Annotated in this window: 11 protein-coding genes; 8 read left to right on the top strand and 3 right to left on the bottom strand. The window is 44.5% G+C overall.

Going from position 1 to position 20535, the window contains the following annotated elements:
- Positions 1–16: 16 nt before the first annotated feature.
- The 3 genes from B5Z18_RS10015 to B5Z18_RS10005 form a co-directional block, all read right to left on the bottom strand.
- The gene (locus B5Z18_RS10015; RefSeq protein WP_079469216.1) at positions 17–2815 is read right to left on the bottom strand and encodes a TonB-dependent receptor; all 2799 of its coding nucleotides are present in this window, start codon (positions 2813–2815) and stop codon (positions 17–19) included.
- A 155-nt stretch (positions 2816–2970) separates the two neighbouring features.
- Entirely contained in the window at positions 2971–4179 is a 1209-nt protein-coding gene (locus tag B5Z18_RS10010) for a helix-turn-helix domain-containing protein (protein WP_079469215.1), read from the bottom strand.
- Between the two features lie 177 nt (positions 4180–4356).
- Complete coding sequence (locus B5Z18_RS10005) at positions 4357–4920, bottom strand: T6SS immunity protein Tdi1 domain-containing protein (protein ID WP_079469214.1); 564 nt, start codon at positions 4918–4920, stop codon at positions 4357–4359.
- 403 nt (positions 4921–5323) lie between these two features.
- On the opposite strand from B5Z18_RS10005, the gene B5Z18_RS10000 reads away from it, so the two are divergent.
- From B5Z18_RS10000 to B5Z18_RS09965, 8 genes are all read left to right on the top strand, one after another.
- Positions 5324–5929 (top strand): RNA polymerase sigma-70 factor, encoded by a 606-nt coding sequence (locus B5Z18_RS10000; RefSeq protein ID WP_079469213.1) that lies wholly within the window; start codon positions 5324–5326, stop codon positions 5927–5929.
- Positions 5930–5990: 61 nt separating this feature from the next.
- Positions 5991–7100 carry a FecR family protein gene (locus B5Z18_RS09995; protein WP_079469212.1) on the top strand — a complete coding sequence of 370 codons (1110 nt, stop codon included), beginning with the start codon at positions 5991–5993 and terminating at the stop codon, positions 7098–7100.
- 88 nt (positions 7101–7188) lie between these two features.
- Positions 7189–10068 carry a TonB-dependent receptor gene (locus tag B5Z18_RS09990; protein ID WP_079469211.1) on the top strand — a complete coding sequence of 960 codons (2880 nt, stop codon included), beginning with the start codon at positions 7189–7191 and terminating at the stop codon, positions 10066–10068.
- Between the two features lie 74 nt (positions 10069–10142).
- Entirely contained in the window at positions 10143–13496 is a 3354-nt protein-coding gene (locus B5Z18_RS09985; RefSeq protein WP_235015897.1) for a glycosyl hydrolase, read from the top strand.
- Positions 13497–13694: 198 nt separating this feature from the next.
- Complete coding sequence (locus B5Z18_RS09980; RefSeq protein ID WP_079469209.1) at positions 13695–14288, top strand: RNA polymerase sigma factor; 594 nt, start codon at positions 13695–13697, stop codon at positions 14286–14288.
- Positions 14289–14356: 68 nt separating this feature from the next.
- Complete coding sequence (locus B5Z18_RS09975; RefSeq protein ID WP_079469208.1) at positions 14357–15496, top strand: FecR family protein; 1140 nt, start codon at positions 14357–14359, stop codon at positions 15494–15496.
- A 226-nt stretch (positions 15497–15722) separates the two neighbouring features.
- Positions 15723–19010 (top strand): TonB-dependent receptor, encoded by a 3288-nt coding sequence (locus B5Z18_RS09970; protein ID WP_159454251.1) that lies wholly within the window; start codon positions 15723–15725, stop codon positions 19008–19010.
- Between the two features lie 29 nt (positions 19011–19039).
- Positions 19040–20533 (top strand): RagB/SusD family nutrient uptake outer membrane protein, encoded by a 1494-nt coding sequence (locus tag B5Z18_RS09965; protein WP_159454250.1) that lies wholly within the window; start codon positions 19040–19042, stop codon positions 20531–20533.
- Positions 20534–20535 lie beyond the last annotated feature (2 nt).

Genomic DNA, 20535 nt, shown 5'->3' with positions numbered 1-20535 from the left:
TCAATTGTTTTTTTAGTTAGAAAATTTTAACACTCACGCCTGCCTGTCCGCGGATGGAGTACCATTCTGCCTGTTCCACCCGGTCAAACGTGCCATGGTAATAGCGCACCGGCGCATTGGTAATATTGTTTAACTCAAGGAATGTCCTGATTTTGGGCGTGATGGAATAAGAAGCGGAAAAATCGACCGTGAAATTCTCAGCATACCAACGGTAGTGGTCGGGGCCTGCAGCCTGACGGATTACGTCGAGGTATTTGCCTTTATAATTGCCTGCAATCCTGGCCATGAATTTATTGTACTCGTATAACAGTGATACGTTGAAAATATGTTTGGCCTGCTTAGGAATTGCGCTCTTGTCTTCTATCTTCTGATTATTCACAAAACGTGGAATTTTCACCTGTGAATTGGTATAAGTATAGTTGGCATCTACTCCAAATCCTTTCCAGAAACCCGGTAAGCTGGTAAATCTTTTCGCAAGGCCGGCCTCAAATCCTGCCAGCCAGGCGCCCTGCAGGTTATCCGGCTCACTTACGGCATATGGCACACCTCCGATTGTTTCGGACCACTGGTTGGTATAAACGAGGTCGGTGAGTTTTTTATAGAAAGCGCCAATGGTAGCCATGCCTATGCCACCGAAATAATGTTCGGCCATGAGGTCGAAGTTATTGGCAAACGTAGGTTTCAGACTGGCGTTGCCTCTGCTGATAACTTTGTTTGCATCATCCTGTGTGGTGCCGGGATTCAGGTTGTTGAAATCTGCACGGACGAAGCTGCGGGTATAGGCCAGCCGGACAATGTCTTTATCAGTCACATTATATTTCAGGTGCAGCATGGGCAGGAAAGCGTTGTAGCTGTTGTCCTGCGTGAGAGAGGTCACCTGCTTGCCGCCGGCGTTGGAGGTGACTTTGCTACCGTTGAAGGTTACCTGGTTATACTCATTGCGAATGCCACCTGTGATCGTCAGTTTGTCCAACACTTTATATTCTCCCATCACGTAGAGCGCATATACTTTTTCCACACCTGTGAAGTACTTGGTGGCACCGGATGCGTTGGTGGCAGAATCTACCTGGAAAGGATACAGGCCGTGCTGGCTGACACCTTCCGGTGTCACCAGCGATTTCAACTGGTTCAGGGCCATCTGATCAATGATCACATTGTTGTATGGAGATCCGATTTCAGACAGGAAGCCGCCGTTATAGGGGAATGGTTCAGTACCCAGGCTGGTCATAGTGGGTGACGGTTTCTGGATGCCCGCTACATATACATTGTAGGGAGATTGCACCACTTTGTCTTTATGAATAAACTTACCTCCAAACTTCAGTGTCAGACGCTCCGTAGGTGTGTATTTCAGATGAAAGCTGAAACGTTTGTTCTCTTCCCAGTTGGTGCTGCGCAGCATAATCACCTGGGAGAGTTTCATGGCGTTGGCGCTGATAGGGGTAGTGGACGATATATGTGGCAGTACTGCATCTATCACATCGCCTTTTCCGTCGGGAGCAGCCATGGACAGGTATTTTTTTCCGTCGGTAGCCAGACCGTCGTAAGTGACAGCCTGTTGGAAGGTGGCCATGGGATAATAACCGGGATCTTTAAACCGAAACTTTGACTTATCAGCACTAACTGCCCAGTCGAGGCTTAGTTTGCCGGAGAAAACAGATTGTCCGCTTAATTCGCCCGAATAAAGGTCTGTAAAGTAATTGGATGCCCTGTCGGTAATCGTTGCATTTTTGGTGTTGAAATAAAAGTATGTTTCCCGTACATTCTGTCCATCGAGAAACGCGCTATAAATACTTTTAAACTGTATCTTATGCCTGTCATTGAATTTATATTCCAGACCAGCGTTTAGCCCGGTTGTTTTGCGGTGTGCGATATAATCCCTCAGCTGAAGATCTGTAATGGAATAGGACTGGCGAACATTGGGATTGGAAAAATCGTAGGTCATGTTATAACGATCCTGAGCCGATGTACGGTCCCAGATCACAGCGGAAACAACAAACCCCAGTTTGCCTTTCAGCAGCCGGTCGCCGTATACAATGGAAGCATTGTAAGAACCTTTGCGGGCCTGGTCACCATATCCGCCGGCGGCATTGATCCGCAACATTTTCGACAACGGAGCTGCTTTGGTAATGAAATTAACGGAACCACCAATGGCATCGCCTTCCATATCCGGGGTGATGGCTTTAGACAATTGCACATATTCAATCAGTTCCGAAGGAAAAATATCCATTTGTATGCGACGGTCTGTATAGTCCAGGCTGGCAGTAGGCAGGCGGTTGCCGTTGAGCAGCGTAGCGCTCCATTGGATGGGAGTGCCGCGCACCGACACATATCTTCCTTCTCCCTGGTCCCTTTCGATGGAAACACCCTGCATACGCTGCACTGCCTCTGCGGCATTACGGTCGGGCAGTTTGCCGATGGCATCGGCAGCCAACACCTCCATAATTCCTGTTGCATTTTTTTTGATGCTGATGGCCCGTATCTGAGAGCCGGCGGAAGCGCCTTTCACCACTACTTCTCCGAGCACATCGTTGGAAGGCTCCATCAGGATAGCTCCCAATTGGTTTAATCCGGGTTTGACATCTATTTCTACCGTTTTAACGGCAAATCCTATATAGTTGATTTTAAGCGTCACCTTCCCGGTCTTTCGGAGTGTGATATTAAATATCCCGGAGAGGTCTGTTTGTGTTCCGGTGCCATCGATGACGATGGTAGCGGAGGGTAAGGGACCCTCTTTGGATAGAATGCTCCCCCTGATTTGTTGTGCCGTACAGAAAACAGGCAGGAGTAAAATCATTAGTAAAAGTCGGCTGCTCATGGGCAAAAAAGATTTTCCGCAAAGTTGAACCGGCTGCCGGCCGAAGTCGTCCTTGTAGATAAATCCGTACGACTTTGTAGATCGACGAAAATGAAACGGGGTGTTATTTATTAATAATCAATATCTTATGAAATGTTACCTTATTGTTAAGCCATTTATGTAAGGGAACTTTTGACTGCACCTGCTGGCATTGTTATCATCATATTTTTACTTTTCATATAGGCGGAAGGGGTATTTCCGGTTACTTTCTTGAAGTATTGGTTAAAAGAAGATTTGGAATGAAACCCGGCTTCAAATGCCAGGGATAGGATATTGGGCGTGTCTTTGCGTTGCCGGTGCTCATCAATTAGTTTGATCACTTCCCGGATCCTGTATTCGTTGATGAATTGATAAAAGGACTGGCCAATATATTGGTTGAGGGTTTCTGAAAGATGATGGCGGGATATTTCCATGGCTGCCGCGAGTTTGTCCAGCGTGAGTTCGGGATCTTTATATACTGTCTTTTCATACATCCACTGTTTTAGCTGGCAGGCAATGGCGGCCTGTTGTTCCTCAGGCAACAGTGATTTCCGGGGTTGCTGCGGAATGCCAGCTGCTGTTTCTTTGTCCGCCGTTTCCGCCGCGCTGGCCACAGCCGGGTCTGTTTCAGGTGACGTATAATCTAACAGCGGCAATGGAGTTTCAGTATCCATCAAAAATAAAATCCTTACCCTGCCAATGGCCAGGCAGATACTCAGCAGGGATATATAAGTAAATATCCTCCCCCACAGGTGCTGGTCGATATTGAACCGGGAAGCGGGCGGTAAATGGTTATTTAACACCAGTGCCAGCATCAACACTGTGATAAGTATAAACACAGTCGCTATAAACCGGACCAGCCATATTTCCGATTGCCAAAAGGAAGGGATACGACGGGCTTCCCGCAGAGACAAAGCTCCATATAAAGGAAAAGAGATCATCGCCGTATACCCTACTACCTGGTTATAATAAATGATCGCCGCTGGAGTATTACCGTTATGTACAATAATGTAACCCGCAATCGTAAAATATACCACGGCTCCCGCCATTGCAGGCAGAAAATGATAGTAGTTTTTTTGTCCCGCCTGTAGATGCCTGCCGGAAAGGTGTTTAGCATATATCCACAACAACGGCGAATACATCAGTGTGATAAAAGTATAGAACTGCTTATGGATTTCGGCATTAGGAAAAAGTGTATGTAGTGCGAAGCCACTACCCAAATGAACAAACACTAATATCAAAAACCAGCTTAATATATTATCCGAAGATCTTTTTTTATGGTCTATGATGAATATACTGAATACGACCACCGCCTGGAAAGCTCCCAGTAAAATAATATACTTCATGACACCCGTTTATATGATAACTTTCAGGTGTGAAGCTACATAACTACTGTTAAGAAATTATTACCTGTGGCATACCGTAAGGTTGGAATGGAAAGACTCATCTGTTTTGAAATGGAACAGATCGTAGGTAAAGTCTGAAACCTATGCATTTTAAAAAGCCCAAAGCGTGGGTTAACGTTATTTAATTTTACCAAGTGTTTGGGCGATTAGGGAAATATGCTCTTTTATTTTTACTATCTGAAGGTGCGCTGCTTTCTCTTGTCCGCCTATACCCAGCAGGGGCACATAACCGAAGCATTCATCATATCCCGGTTCACCTAATTTTGCTTTAGCGGCCACGTAGTTCTTATCATCTAAATTATCCCTTAAAAAGCCCTCGTCGGCTAAATCCATATCAAAAAACCACTCCATATCGTCCCCACTTTCGATAATGGAATCGTAGCCGTTTTTGAAGTAAACAGCCCGTATTGCATCCCCTGTCCATGTCAGGAAATCCCCAAGACCGGTAACAGCAAAAACAATTTCGTTGTTCATATTATTGTAGGCTTCATCAAAAAGCTGTTGAAATTCTGAAGGATCAACCATTTTGAGATAGCCGTTCATATATGTTCCAAATCCATAAGCATTCCAGAAATCCATAAGTTGAATGGGCAGTTTGCCCCTAAACTTATCCAATACATCTACTGCTGGCTTCTGTACGGTTGAATAATCCGGATATTTTTCAAAAAATGTATCAAACATAGTTCATACTTTTTTTTAGTCAAGTAAACTCTTGTAACAGTTTTTTAAAGGAGGGCAATCCAACATCTCTTTTCTACAAAGGGCTTTTAAAAAGCCTTTAACGCTTTTCCCTGAATTTGTCGGGATGCTGCACAAAGGTTTCCATAGCCGTATTTTATTTATAAGAGTATATAAATAAATGTAGCAAAAAGTTCTGTCAATAAAAACCAACAAGTAGCAATTATCAAAGTCAAATCTTCCTGGCCTCATTATAAAAGCGACCTTTGGGGCCCGCCCCCATGTTGCAGAAAGAAAAGAAATACTGTTTGAAATTCCTATTTATTCCTATTATTGTCTAAGTTATTTTTATTGGTCCGACACGTTATATTCAAACTATCTCTTCATCTAAAGGGAGCATTTGCCAATGAGCATCAATTACATACAGGACAATTTGGAGGGTGTGCCTCCTGATCATCTATGGTTTGACAAAGCTGCCTTTAAGGAGTTATTCACAAAACACTATCCCCCTCTTTGTATCCACTGCAAATTGAAATATGGCTTTGATATTCACCTGGCAGAGGAGCTGGTTCATACCGGCTTTATCAAACTTTGGGAAACACGCCAAACGCTTGTTCCTGGCATATCTCCAATATCTTATCTGTATAAAATTATTCACAATCTTAGTTTAAATACTATAAGACACGAAAAAATAAAGCAACAGCATACGGCCTATTTATTGAAAACAACGGCCGAAGATATTTCGGAAACGGGCCTTAATAGTATTGATTTAAAACAGCTGAGTTCTGCTATCGACGCTGCTATTGCAGAACTGCCGGAACAGATGCGTATCATATTTGAACTCAGAAAATTTGAAGGACTGAAATATACAGAAATAGCCGACCGGTTAAATATATCTGTAAAAACAGTGGATACTCAGATCTATAGGGCTATGATAAAATTGAAGGAGAAACTATCGAAGTTTCTCACTATTCTCATTGTATTGACTTTCAATATTTTATTAAAAAAGTAAGAATATTTTTTTTCGTTGTAGGGAAGAATTCATCATTAGGTGTATATATAATATAGCGCACATGGAAGACAACAATCAATATGACGAGCTTTTGGTCAGGTACTTGTTTAATGAGGAAACAGCAGAGGAGAGAGTATTTGTTGAAAACTGGCTCAATGCCAGTGAGGAGCACCAGCGCTACTTTAATCATTTGAAAAAAGTCTGGCAACTAACAGAGATAAAGCAGGACCTGACATATCTGACGGACGAAGCGACCCTGGAGGAGAAATGGAATCGACTGGAGCAAGATCTGCCAGGGGCAGACGTCCGGAAATTATCCAGGCCGGTCAACATGCTGGTTGCAGTAGCTGTTGCGGCATCCGTGCTGTTGGTGATTGGTTTGAGCTGGATGTTTTTTAGTAACAAAAAACAGGATCTACCTGTTGTACAACATACCGGAGGAAAGGCGGATAGCCTGATGTTGGTAATGCGGCATGAAGTAAATACAACAGGTAAAGAGAAAAGAATTCAGTTGGCAGATGGCTCCCTGATCGTTTTGGCAAGCAGCAGTGCAGTCACTTATCGTGAACCATTTACCGACAGGCGGGATATAACACTGACCGGTAAAGCGTATTTCAAGGTCGCTCCTGACAAGGCAAAACCTTTTACTGTTATCAGTGGTGATATATCCATCACTGCATTGGGAACTGAATTTACTGTTACTTCCTTTGCCAATTCAACAAATGTGATCGTTCGTTTATATAAGGGAAAAGTGGTTGTGAAGAGAGTAGATAAATCGAATCGTAAAATGAACGAAGACGTATACCTGTTACCTGGCCAATCGTTTGTGTATGGCAGTCGAACAACTAGTGTGAAGACGTTTAAATTAAACAATCATGCTGTTCCGGAGCAAATCATCAACGATGAGTTATCTGACGATAAACCTTCGCTACCCGGCAATACAGAAGGTTCCTGGTATCAGTTCAATAATCAATTGCTGCCGGAAGTATTTGATCACCTGTCGCAAATGTTCAATGTACCAATAGTCTATAAGAAGAAGGATATTCAAAACATATATTTTACAGCCAAATACAACAGAACAGATTCTTTAGAGAGTATTTTAAAAGAAATAGCCATCCTTCATAATTTAACGATTACTAAGAAGGACAGTGCTTTTATCATAAGTAAGTAAACTGATAACACGTTATAAATTGCATCCTGCAGGATGAACCTTCAGTCATACTGATACAGACTTTTACTTTTATAAAAAAGAATTCCACATGAAATTTGAACTGCTTAAACTCAGGGCTGTTCTACCAGCTCTTCTATTGCTCATACAAATCCTTTCGCCATCCGATACAAAGGCGCAGGAAGCCACCACTATAGTAAAAGGGATTGTGCATGGTAGCGATAATGAACCGCTGGTTGGTGCATCGGTGATTATCCGCAACAACAAAACAAACTTTACATCCGGAACCAAAAGCGATACAGCCGGCGTATTTACCTTTTCCAGTGTGCCTGCCGGTGGTCCATATAGCTTTGTGGTAACAATGGTAGGTTATGAATCGCAAAAATTATCGGGTTATACGCTTAAAGGAGGCGCTACTTTTTCTTTGGTGATTGACATGAAACCATCTGCTACAGGCCTGGGAGAAGTGGTGGTTACCGGGGTGTTCGACAAACGGAAAAAGATGGAAGCCTCAGTAGCTATCAGCACTATTTCTGCCGCCCAGGCCTCCAAAATGTCACTGGTAAGCGCAGCCGACATCCTTAAAAATGTGCCCGGTGTGTATGTTAACTCTTCCCTGGGAGAAGTTCGTAATACCGTTTATTCCCGTGGCGTATCAGTGGGTTCCAATGATGGCGCTTCTGGTTATTATTATGTGAGTATGCAGGAAGATGGATTACCGGTAACAAACGTTACGTGCAGTAATTATGGGCCCGATTACTTCCTTCGTGCTGATGCCACAGTAGGACGGTTAGAAGCCGTTCGCGGTGGAACTGCATCTATCCTGGGCGCTAATGCACCGGGTGGTATCTTCAATTACATCACAAAAGAAGGAGGTGAGAAAACACAGGGAGAAGTTGTAGCCAAATATGGCCTGGAAGGAAACGGGAAAAACAGTTTCTATCGTACAGATGTTAATATCGGCGGGCCTTTGGGAAAAGATTGGTATTGGAATGCCGGTGGGTTTTACCGGTATGCTGAAGGGGCCAGATACCCCGGGTACCCGATGAATAATGGTGGACAATTCCGCGGCAACCTGGTGAAAAAATACAAATCAGGCTCACTGAAGTTTTATGCCAAATACTTAAATGATCACAACGGCTGGTTTGAATTTACGCCAACGCTTGGTTTTACGGATCCTAAGCCGGCACCCGGTTTTTCAGGCAATTCCAATGTGCTGATGCCTTCCATTCAGCAAAATTTCAACATCAACAAAACAGGCCAGGATGGTATTTACAATAACAAAGATCTGATTCATTCGACAGATAAATCTGCCGGGTTTAACTGGGAACAACGGTTTGGTAATGGCTGGTCGTTTAATAACGCCATGCGCTACTCTGATAAAAGCACTACCTGGAATACCAACGGATCTGTTTATCCAATACAACTGACTGATCAGGCGATCTATACCCGTATGAATACGATAGGACAACCGGGTACTTATCACATCCGCGACATAAAGAGCGGCCGGGATCTGGCCACTGTAGCAACGTTGGACGGTCGTAGTTTTACCGTTACCAACAGTGATTTGCCGGGTAGCCAGGTAGTTCCTAATTCATTATTCTACGAACCGCTGCTGTTTGTCAGCAATAAAGCAAAGGAATATCTCGACCAGTTTTCTTTCACCAGGAAGTTAGAGAATATGAGCTTCACTTTGGGCGGATTTTTTGGTACTACCCAACTGGACAGGCTTAACGGGCGCATAGGCTTTGCGCTGGCTACGGTAGAAGAACATCCGCAGGTAGTAGGTATTACACGTACTAATCCTGACGGCACCACCGCATTGGTCACAAATGCAAACGGTGTTATGACCGTTAACAGGGTCGGCCAAACAATTAACCATGCCACTCAAAATCAACTGGCTTTTTTCTTCGGCCATAACTGGCAAATTACACCGGCATTAAACTTCGATTGGGGAGTGCGTTACGAAACAGTACGGGTGAAAGGATACAACAGCCCTTCTGTGGCTAACCAGGATACTGCGGGCGGACTGGATAAAAATCCACTCACCTTATACGACAATGCCTACGCCACCACTCCGGCTACCTTCAACTTTAACGAGAGTTTAAACACTTTTTCTTATTCGGCAGGTCTGAATTATAAGATTAATAGTCACTTTTCTGTTTACGGGCGTTTTTCGCAGGGTAATAAAGCGCCTGATTTTGATCTGTATATTAATGCTACTACCGATTTCCTGGTGAAAACATTAGACCCGCAGGCACAGAAAGTGAGTCAATTTGAATTGGGGCTGAAAGCAAAAACCGGTAACCTGAATTTATTTGTAACACCTTTTTACAGCGTGCTGAGCCACGTCCCTAACCTGCAAACATTTCAAAATGCTGACCAGACTAATTATAATCCGGCACCGGTTTATAATAAATACAGGACTTATGGGGTAGAAGTAGAGGCCGACTATAGCTTTGCAAAACATTTCAATATTCATGGCGTACTTACTTTGCAAAGATCAAAAGCTTTAGACTTCAAAACATGGTTGGCAAATAACCCCGGACCACAGGATGATTCTTTGGTGACTACTTTTTCCGGTAATGAAACAGATAACATTGCCAGGAGTATGATCAACATTACTCCGTCGTATAACCTGGATAAATTTTACGCGCAGCTTACCTGGTCATTTATGGGCAAGCGGCAGGCAAATGTGGCCAATGCTTTCTTGTTGCCGTCATTCAGTCAGTTCAATTTTAGCGCTGGTTATGATATATCCAAAAGCTTCCGGTTAGGGTTTATCGTCAATAATATTTTCAACACTTATGGTGTAATGAGTTGGAGCCGGCCCGGTTCATTCAACGAGGCGCTTGACAGGCAAGGATTCACCAAACAAATGTATCAGGACGCTGTTAAGAATAACCGCCCTTACTCCACCGTTGCTATTGCGCCAAGAGCATATTTCATGACTGCAACATTTAAATTTTAATTTTTAATCGTTACAAATGCACGAATACGCTCATTCGTGCATTTGTAATATTCATTCATTCTAATTTTATTATTGTGCACAGGACACTAATATTTTTTGTGTTTATTTTTCTCTTTGTCAAAGGAAATGCACAACGGGTAAATAGCGATACCCTCTATAGAAATTTTATTAGCCCGCCCAATGAAGCAAAGCCCCGCGTGTGGTGGCACTGGATGAATGGAAATATTACTAAAGACGGCATCAGGAAAGACCTGGAATGGATGCACCGGGTGGGCATTGGCGGTTTTCATCAGTTTGAGGTGGAACTGGGTCGTTCGGATAAGTCGCAGATAGTTGATAAGCCACTGGTATATATGACACCCGAATGGTTGGATGCTTTCAGATTTGCTGCTAAAATGGCCGATTCCCTGAAGTTGGAAATGGCTATTGCCGCTTCGCCAGGATTTAGCGAAACGGGTGGTCCCTGGGTAAAGCCGGAAGATGGAATGAAGAAAATTGTGTGGACAGAAACCCGTGTAAAAGGTGGCGCCTCAAATATTAAACTAGCCGCAGCACCGGGAATTACAGGGCCTTTCCAGGATATGCCCGTTCAACCTTACGGGGAACGAAAGGTGGATATTTCAAAGGATATTTTATTTTACAGAGATGTGGCCCTACTGGCGTACAAAGTGCCGCAGGCCGACAGATCGTTGGCCGACTTAGGCGCAGTGGTAACGTCTGGCAGTAATAATTTTACCTTATCTCAACTTACTGATGGTGATTTACATACAAGCGTTCTTTTACCAAAAGATACGGTGAAAGGATATGCATGGATACAATTTGCCTTTCCTCAACCACAAACTATTAAAGCGATAAGCATGGTTGGCGGCGGCAATCCCGGCATGTATGGTAAGGGCGCAGACCCGGCAGATGGCCGTGCGTTGGAAGCAAGTAACGATGGCGTGAATTATCGGTTCATCACCTATATCCCACCAGGCGCCATTTTACAGCAAACCATCCCGGTGCCGGCAACAACGGCAAAATATTTTCGTATCACGGTTAAAAATCCCCCCGTCCCTTTTAACAGGGCGGCCACCATGGGACTCGCCGATAAGAGCAAAAAAAATGTAGCCGGAACTGAGATCGCGGAAATCGTGCTGTATACTGCTGACCGGATAAACAGGTTTGAAGAAAAATCGGCCTTTGCACCGGCAGGCAATTTATTAGATACCAAAACAACTGCTGCCAGTAAAGATGTGGTGAATGCAAACGAGGTGATTGATATCACAGATAAGCTACAGGCCGACGGATCCATCAATTGGACCGTGCCGGAAGGAGGAGAGTGGAGAATAATCCGTTTTGGGTATTCGCTGCTTGGTACGATCAATCATCCTGCTTCTTACCCTGCAACAGGACTGGAAGTGGATAAGCTGGACCCGGTGGCGGTGAAAAATTACTTCACCAACTATTTAGACCGGTATAAAGATGCCACCGGTAGCCTGATGGGAAACAATGGCCCTTTGCAATATCTTATCACAGATAGTTGGGAAGCGGGTGCACAAAACTGGACGGCTGATTTTCCCGCTGAATTTCAAAAACGCCGCGGTTACAGCATTATTCCCTGGTTGCCTGTAATAACAGGGGCAATCATTAAAAGCGCTGATGCCAGTGAGGCTTTTCTGTTTGATTTCAGGAAAACACTGGAAGAAATGGTGGCAGCATATCATTACGATGCACTGACCAATATCCTGGCACAATACGGTATCAGGCGCTATTCCGAATCGCATGAAGATGGTCGCGCATTTATTGGAGATGGTATGGAGGTGAAAAGAACGGCAGCCATCCCTATGTCTGCATTATGGACACCCAGTCCTGTTATTAATGAAAACGATCAGACAAGATATACGATTGATATCCGGGAATCTGCATCAGTAGCGCACCTGTACGGACAAAATCTCGTAGCTGCAGAGTCCTTAACCGCCCTGGGGATGGGCGGATCCGCATGGGCGTATTATCCCGGAAATTTAAAATCAAGCGCGGATCTGGAGCTGGCAAGTGGTGTAAATCGTTTTGTGATCCATTGTTCACCCCACCAGCCGTTAGATAACAAAATTCCCGGTCTTGGCCTCGGACCTTTTGGCCAATGGTATACACGCCATGAAACATGGGCGGAACAGGCAAAAGCATGGAACGACTATCTGGCCCGCAGCAGCTATTTATTACAACAGGGCAGGTTTGCAGCTGATATTGTTTATTACTATGGAGAAGACAATAATATCACCAACCTGTTTGGTAGAAAACCACCTGCCATTCCTGAAGGATATGATTATGATTTCATAAATACTGATGCGCTTATCCATTTGTTGTCGGTAAAAGACGGCAAATTAGTTACGCCAGGCGGTATGAGTTATAGTGTACTGGTGCTGGACAGCAGCGCCGTTAAAATGACTTTGCCTGCCTTGCGTAAACTAAGGGAACTGGTAAGATCCGGTGCTACTGTTACCGGTGTAAAACCATTGACCCCGCTAAGCTTGACAGACGACCCCAATGAATTTAATCAATTAGTAAATGAAATATGGGCTTCCTCAAATCCTAAAGTCACCACAGCCAAACCATTGAGGGAAGTTCTTTTTGCTTCAAATATGCTACCTGACTTTGAGTACGCCAAACCACATGATAGTACGCAATTACTATATGTGCATCGCAAGCTGCCGGGTGGCGATATCTACTGGGTAAATAACCGGAGCGACCGGAATGAAGCCATGAAAGCTGTTTTCCGGGTTAGTGGAAAAACGCCACAGATCTGGCATCCGGAGACAGGGAGCATGGAACCCGCTTCTTACAAAATAGAAAATAACCGCACAACAGTGTCTTTAAAGCTGACACCGAATGATGCCGTGTTTGTAGTATTCCTTTCGCCAGCCACCAGGAAGGCAAATGACCTTCCTGCCAAAACAGAAAAAGAAATCACAACAGTAGAAGGTTCCTGGAGGGTGATGTTCCAGCCCAACCGGGAAGCGCCGGCCAGCGCCACTTTCGACCGGCTCACCTCTTATACGGAAAACAGCGATGCCGGTATCAGGTACTTTTCCGGTACCGCTACCTATACAAAGCATATTAATCTTCGTAAGAGCCTTATCGTGAAAGGTGCGCAATTGTGGTTAGACCTGGGCGATGTAAGAAACCTTGCCGAAGTAGTGATAAATGGAAAGCCACTGGGTATTGTGTGGAAGCAACCCTTTCGTGTAAACGTTACCGGTGTTTTGAAAGCAGGAGATAATAAGCTGGAGATAAAAGTCACCAATCTTTGGGTAAACCGCTTGATTGGGGATGCGCAACCGGGTGTTACCAATAAGCTTACTTATACAACGTTACCTTTTTACAATGCCGATTCACCCTTGCAGTTATCGGGTTTATTGGGACCGGTAAAAATAATCTCAGTTGAATAAATCTTTATAATACTTTAATCATAACGAGAGTTAATCCGGCTGCTATTCCTGGCAGCCGGTTTCTTTTTACAGAACTGAACCGGCGCCTGCTTCGCCGCTCTTGGGCTTCGCTACCCGATTCCGATATAGGAGCAGTAAGAATAGGATCCCATTTATATATATTTTCCTTACTTTTACGTTGTCTGTAATTGCTCCACCATGACAGCTACTCCCATGCTTACTGATGATGCCTTGCTTAGAATGATGAAAAGTGATGATGCGGAAGCATTTACTTTTATCTACCGTCGCTACTGGGAACCGCTGTTTATTACTGCTGTAAAAGCCCTTCGTGGAAAACAGGAAGCAGAAGATATCGTCCAGGAAGTTTTTCTTTCTCTCTGGAACCGCCGGCAAGAAATTAATATTGAGAGCTCACTGGCTGCATACCTGCAAACCAGTGTTCGCTATAAGGTTATACATTATATAGAAAAGAATATTACCCGACGCGATTATCTCGCCTTACTTATTGACGCCACTGTTAATTCGTTGCCTCCCACTGCTGATCAACAACTACGTTTAAAAGAAGTACAGGAAACTATCCGGGATGCAGTAGCAAAAATGCCTCCCAAAATGCGGGAAGTCTATCACCTCAGCCGGCATGTACATCTGACCCATAGAGAAATCGCAGAAAAATTGGGCATCTCCACGGAAACAGTCAAAAAGCATATCCAGCATGCGCTGCATCTTATTAAAACAGCCCTGGATTACAACACCGGAACAGCAGCCGTTCTCATCTTTTATCTGCTGGTTTAAAAAAAAAATAAATTTTTTTTGCCCCCTGTACCCTGTTGGGCGGACTATATACCGAACCAACTCACGTTATGATGGATGCAAACCAGGCAAAAGCTCTACTGGAAAGGTATCGGGCGGGTAAATGTTCCCCTGAAGAACAGCTGCTGGTAGAGCAATGGTACGATCAAATGGTCGAAACCGGGGAATGGCATTGGAGTGAAGATGAAAAACAGGCTGTAGCAGCCAGGATGGAAGCCCATTTACTGAGCCAGATAATGCCAAAACAATCAACACCGGTTATTCAGGGTCATTTCCTGCGAAGGGCACTATGGTGGGCAGCCGCTTCCTTTTTATTGCTCCTGGGCGCAGGTATCTATTTCCTATCCACTAAAAACGGATACAAACCCAGGATCGCATCAGTTAGCTCCCAGATGGCGAATGATATTCTTCCTGCCAAACAACAGGTCGTACTCACTCTGGCAGACGGCTCCACCAGGGTATTGGACAGCGTTTCAAACGGCGCAGTGGCCAATACGGAGGCCATTAAAAAAGATAATTCTATTTCCTATCTGAAAAGTAATACGACGGAGTCCACCATCAACGCCATACAAACAGGTCGAGGCAGAACATTTTCTTTACAGTTGCCTGATGGCAGTAATGTCTGGGTGGATGCACTTTCCTCTATTCGGTTTCCTACAGCATTTTCGGGGACAGAAAGACTGGTGGAGATAACAGGTCAGGCCTACTTTGAAGTGGTCCGGAATCCAAACCAGCCGTTTAAAGTAAAAAGTGGAGGTCAGGTTATTGAAGTACTGGGTACAAACTTCAATGTAAACTCCTATGATACCAGGCTCGTACAAACAACGTTGCTCGAAGGAAGCGTAAGGGTGAAAGCCGGAAATGGAAAAGGGGTGTTGATCAAGCCCGGCGAACAGGTGGTTAACCATTCCGGTGAGGCCTTGACAGTAGACCATTCCGTAAATATCGACGAAGTAATGGCCTGGAAAAATGGGCGCTTTCAGTTTAGCGAAAGCAGTATTGAGGAAATCATGAACCAGCTTTCACATTGGTATGATATAGATGTGGTGTATAAGGACAAGATCAGGGAAACATTTGTGGCTGATATCAACAGGGACCTGCCACTATCAAAGTTGCTCACGTTATTGGAAATGACTAAACAAGTTAAATTTTCTATTGAAGGAAACAAGATAACAGTTATGAAATATTAGTTCCACCTACCATGTAAAAAGGCCAGAAATGCTGGGAACATTTGCTGGCCTATTTGGAATAATAAACAAGACTTTTCGACGGTATCATTTATTAACAACCAAACATTGCAAAGCTATGCATTTAAATGGAATTCCACGTTCTGTTAGCTGGGAGAACGTATTGACCCGGAAAGTAAAAAGGGTTATGAAACTAACAACCATTTTCTTAATTGTAACATGTCTTCAGGTGTCGGCATCCACAAATGCCCAATCAATTACCATGTCGGTAAAAAACAAACCGCTTGAAAAAGTATTGAGCGAGCTTAGAAAACAAAGTGGATTCCGCTTTATCTACGGAAAAGAACTGATAAGCAAAGCTCAGCCGGTGACTATTATGGCCAAAGATGAGCCATTTACAGAAGTCCTGGACCGTATATTCCGGGACCAGCAGCTGAATTACAAGATCGCCGATAATTATATCGTTATCAGCGCCAGGCCGCAACCGTTGCCGCAAAAGGACAAGGCTTCCGAAGCGCCCGATCCTGGCAATGTATCTGGTAAGATAACGGATGAGGAAGGCCATCCTCTGGAAGGCGCCACGGTACAATTAAAAGGAACCAGGAATGGAACCAGTACAAACGCAAAAGGTGAATTTGTGATAAAAGCGAATCCCGGCGATGTACTGATTATTTCCTACCTGGGATTCCAGACGAAAGAAATTGTAGTAGACGCTCAATCTACCGTGAAGGTCAGCATGGTAGCAGCCATTCAAACCAATAACGAAGTGGTGGTAATAGGATACGGCACCACCAGGAAAGCCGATCTCACGGGAGCAGTATCCACAGTTAAAGTGTCGGATATGGCGAAAATGCCGGTGGCCAGGCTGGATCAGGCTTTACAGGGACAAGTGCCCGGAGCACAGATCCTCCAGAACAACGGGGCTCCAGGCAGCCCGATCTCCTTCTTTATACGGGGCGCCGGTACCATCGGTAATACAGACCCGCTGTTTGTTGTAGATGGAGTACCCACCAAAATAAATATTAACACGCTCAACATGGCAGACGTTGAGTCTATCTCTGTTTTAAAAGACGCCTCGGCGGCTGCAATGTATGGATCCCGCGCGGCGAATGGCGTGGTGCTGATCGTAACCAAATCCGGCAAAACCGGTAAAACCAAAATTGACTTCGATGCTTACTATGGTCTTCAACAGGCATGGAAGAAACTGGATTTGCTGAACGCTACCCAGTGGGCAACCGTCAGAAATGCTGCATTAAAAAATGATAACCTGCCTCCTGATTGGGGAAATGTTGATACGCTGGGAGCAGGCACAAATTGGCAAAATGCCGTGTTCCGCACCGCGCCTATCCAGAGTTACAACCTGTCTGCTTCCGGTGGAAATGACAAGACTTCCTATTTTCTCTCTGCGGGTAATTTTCAGCAGAAGGGTATCGTACGGTACTCCGGCTATGAGCGGAATACGTTACGGGCCAACGTTAGTTCAACTCCGGGAGCCAGGTTGCGATTGGGCAACAATTTTACTTTTTCAGATATAAAATCTGATGTTGTTCCTACTGAAGTTGCAGGGGTGTTAAAAAATGCAATCCTGGCATTACCCATTATACCAGTATACCGGGGTAACAGGTATGCCGGTCCTTCAACCCCCAAAGAAGGTACAGGTGCGAACCCATTGGCGCAGGCTGCAAATGCAAACAGTACGGATGTATTAAGACGATTGACCAACAGCATGTTTGCCGAATATGAACTGCTGAAACACCTCAAGTTGAAATCCAGCCTGGGCCTGGATGTAGTTACACAGGAGCAAAAATCGTTTAGTCCAACCTTTGCCTACGATAACTATATTAACACTGTATCAGGTTTATCCCAGTATAATTCCAATTCAATGGACTGGGTATGGGAGAATACAGCGACTTATAAAAACAGCTTCAAAAACAAACACTTCCTTACCGTATTACTGGGAACTTCTGCCGAAAATTTTAAGAAGAACTATACTTACATCACCAAAACCGGATTTCCTGGAAATGATCCAAACCTTCAATATCCCGATAATGGTTCTATTGTACAGGCCAGTGGCGTACAGGGAAATACAGAGGAATGGTCCCTGCTTTCTTATTTTGGCCGGTTAGATTATAATTTCCGCGATAAATACATTTTTTCTGCCAATGTAAGGGTAGATGGTTCCTCTCGTTTTGGCGCCGCTAACCGCTATGGTACATTCCCTTCCTTTGCGGCAGGCTGGAATATCAGGGAGGAAAAGTTTATGCAGAATGCTCATTTTATTGATCATCTTAAACTTCGGGCCAGCTGGGGACAACTGGGTAACCAGGAAATAGGATTGTATTCATTTACCAGTACCTTGTCACCATACTATACTACGTTTGGTCAAACGCCTGCTGCCGCACCAGGGTATGCTCCTGCCAGTCCTCCCAATCCGGCAGTCAAATGGGAAACTACTACCCAAACAGATATAGGGCTGGAGCTCTCTGTTTTAGATTCCCGCCTGGCATTTGAAGTGGACTACTATACCAAGAAAACAAATGATATGTTGCTGACGTTGCCAACACCACTTTCGTCAGGTTATCCGAACACTTCATTTACCAATGCCGGCAGTGTAAAAAATACGGGTGTTGAATTTTCAGCGACCTATAGAAAATCAACGGGCGATTTCAATTACTCTGTCAGCGCCAACTTCTCTGCATACAAAAATGAAGTGATTAGCTTAGGGCCCCTGAATCAACCGGTAGTGAATAATTTATTCTTCGATTTTGCCACCAGCAGCAATGTGGGGTATCCCATGTACCAGTTTTATGGTTATGAAGCAGAAGGATTATTTCAAAGCCAGGATGAAATTACCAAACACGCTACCCAAACAGGGGCTAAGCCTGGAGATGTCAAATTCAGGGATATCAATAATGATGGCGTCATAGATGCTAAGGACCGTACATTTATTGGGAATCCTTTTCCCAAATTTACCTATGGACTTAATGCCAACTTCTCTTATAGGAATTTCGATTGCTTTATTCAGCTACAGGGCGCACAAGGGAACAAGGTATACAACGCCGCCAGATTTTGGGGGATGAATATAGGCGAAACAGTTAACTACAGCACGGATGTATTGAAGAGCTGGAACGGAGAAGGCAGCAGTAACGAAATTCCACGTTTAACCACCCAGGATCCCAATAACAATAAAAGAGCAAGCACCAGGTTTGTGGAAGACGGATCTTATATGCGCATAAAGAATGTACAGATCGGATATACGATGCCGGAAAAAATATTGAATAAGATTAAACTTCGGTCGTTGCGGGTATATATGGGTGCAAATAATTTGTTGACGTTTACGAAATATAGCGGTTTTGATCCTGAAGTGGGCCAGGCATTCACTTCTACGACCAATGCAGCCGGGACTACTCCCAACCTGGGATCCAGCAACTTTGTGAGAGGTAGCCTCGGATTTGACCAGGTGAGCTTCCCGCAGGCGCGCACGTTCACTTTTGGACTACAGTTAGGTATTCAGTAATGTCAACATCTTTCTTAAATCATTTGATCATGAAACAGCGGTTAATAAACTATAAAACGCTCGTGAAATATATTGCATGTTTCCTTATTCTTTTTGTTTTAGCGACTTCCTGTAAAAAGGATTTCCTGGAAAAGAAGCCGGGCTATCTCAGTTCAGAAGGATTTTATCAGACAGATCAACAGGCAGAACAGGCGATGAATGCGGCCTATTATCCCTTGCTGTCATTCTGGACCAATAAAGTCAGTTTTGAATCAGACGTGCTGTCTGATGATGCGGTGAAAGGACAGGGAAGCGATCTGGCAGCACTTAACAGTTTTGATATCTTAAATATAGATGCAGCTTCAGATCCTATTAAGAATAACTGGGCAGACAACTATACCGGGATTTACAGGTGTAACCTGGTGTTGGATAATGTTCAACCAGATTCCGATACTAAAAAACGAGTGCTGGGGGAAGCCCATTTTCTAAGGGCTTTCTTTTACTATCGCCTGGTTATCCGTTATGGCGGCGTATCCCTCTCCAAAACAACACTCGGTGGAGATATTAAATTACCACGTTCAACGGCCGATGAAACGTATCAATTCATTATCGATGAGCTATCGCAGGCAGAGAGTTTATTACCTTACCCTGCCGATGTTACCAGCGTGAATGTTGGACGGGCTAATCGCGGCGCTGCATCTAGCCTGAAGGGAATTACTTACCTGCAATGGGGAAAGTACCAGGATGCCTATAATGTGCTGAAAGCAGTAGTTAGCAATGCCGGCGGAAAATTTAACTATGGTCTTACGCCAAATTTCCTGGATTTGTTTAAAGTAGCTTCTAACAATAATAAAGAATCTGTGTTTGAGGCGCAAACCCGTGAGGGAGCAGACTTCGATCAAAGCAATGGGTTTAATTTCTGGGTTCGTCCCCGTAATGGTTCCACCATATTCGGATTAGGCTTCTGCTTACCGACCAAAAGCCTGTTCGATGAATTTGAGTCCGGCGATCCCCGCAGGGCAGCAAGTATCTTCGCCCCTGGCGATATTATTTCAGATGAACCTATTCCTGGTTCTTCTGGCGATAATGTGAATAAACATCCTTTCCAGGCTGCCTGGGCTCCCGAAACAGGTTATGGCTGCGCTAAGTATGTAAAGGGAATATTTGTAGGGAATAACGCCGAAAAAACCGGGCAAAATAAACGTTTGATCCGGTATGCGGAAGTATTGCTGGCTTTTGCGGAAGCTGCCTATAAAACAACCGGGCATGACAACGAGGCGTGGGATGCTATCAGCCAGGTGCGGACGAGGGCTTTCGGATATAACAAGCCATCGCCCCATACGCAACTTTTTGATGCCATTGTTCACGAACGCAGGGTAGAGCTTGCGCTGGAAGGCAAAAGATATTTCGATCTTTTGAGATGGGGACTGGCAGACAGATATTTAGGTGCATTGGGCTATCGGTCTGAAACGAAAGGATTGTATCCCGTTCCCATTGCAGAACTGGATGCTAACCCCAATAGCCGGCAGAATGCGGGATTTTAGTG

The sequence above is a fragment of the Chitinophaga ginsengisegetis genome, assembly GCF_900168065.1.
GTDB lineage: Bacteria > Bacteroidota > Bacteroidia > Chitinophagales > Chitinophagaceae > Chitinophaga > Chitinophaga ginsengisegetis.
The sequence above is the reverse complement of the archived record's forward strand: the minus strand, read 5'-3'. Positions and strand labels throughout refer to the sequence as shown.

What these genes read in the sequence shown, in the direction of transcription:
- B5Z18_RS10005 (WP_079469214.1), bottom strand. Translation starts at nt 4,920, where the DNA reads ATGTTTGATACATTTTTTGAAAAATATCCGGATTATTCAACCGTACAG.
- B5Z18_RS09965 (WP_159454250.1), top strand. Translation starts at nt 19,040, where the DNA reads ATGAAACAGCGGTTAATAAACTATAAAACGCTCGTGAAATATATTGCA.
- B5Z18_RS10000 (WP_079469213.1), top strand. Translation starts at nt 5,324, where the DNA reads ATGAGCATCAATTACATACAGGACAATTTGGAGGGTGTGCCTCCTGAT.
- B5Z18_RS09980 (WP_079469209.1), top strand. Translation starts at nt 13,695, where the DNA reads ATGACAGCTACTCCCATGCTTACTGATGATGCCTTGCTTAGAATGATG.
- B5Z18_RS10010 (WP_079469215.1), bottom strand. Translation starts at nt 4,179, where the DNA reads ATGAAGTATATTATTTTACTGGGAGCTTTCCAGGCGGTGGTCGTATTC.
- B5Z18_RS09995 (WP_079469212.1), top strand. Translation starts at nt 5,991, where the DNA reads ATGGAAGACAACAATCAATATGACGAGCTTTTGGTCAGGTACTTGTTT.
- B5Z18_RS09975 (WP_079469208.1), top strand. Translation starts at nt 14,357, where the DNA reads ATGATGGATGCAAACCAGGCAAAAGCTCTACTGGAAAGGTATCGGGCG.
- B5Z18_RS10015 (WP_079469216.1), bottom strand. Translation starts at nt 2,815, where the DNA reads ATGAGCAGCCGACTTTTACTAATGATTTTACTCCTGCCTGTTTTCTGT.
- B5Z18_RS09990 (WP_079469211.1), top strand. Translation starts at nt 7,189, where the DNA reads ATGAAATTTGAACTGCTTAAACTCAGGGCTGTTCTACCAGCTCTTCTA.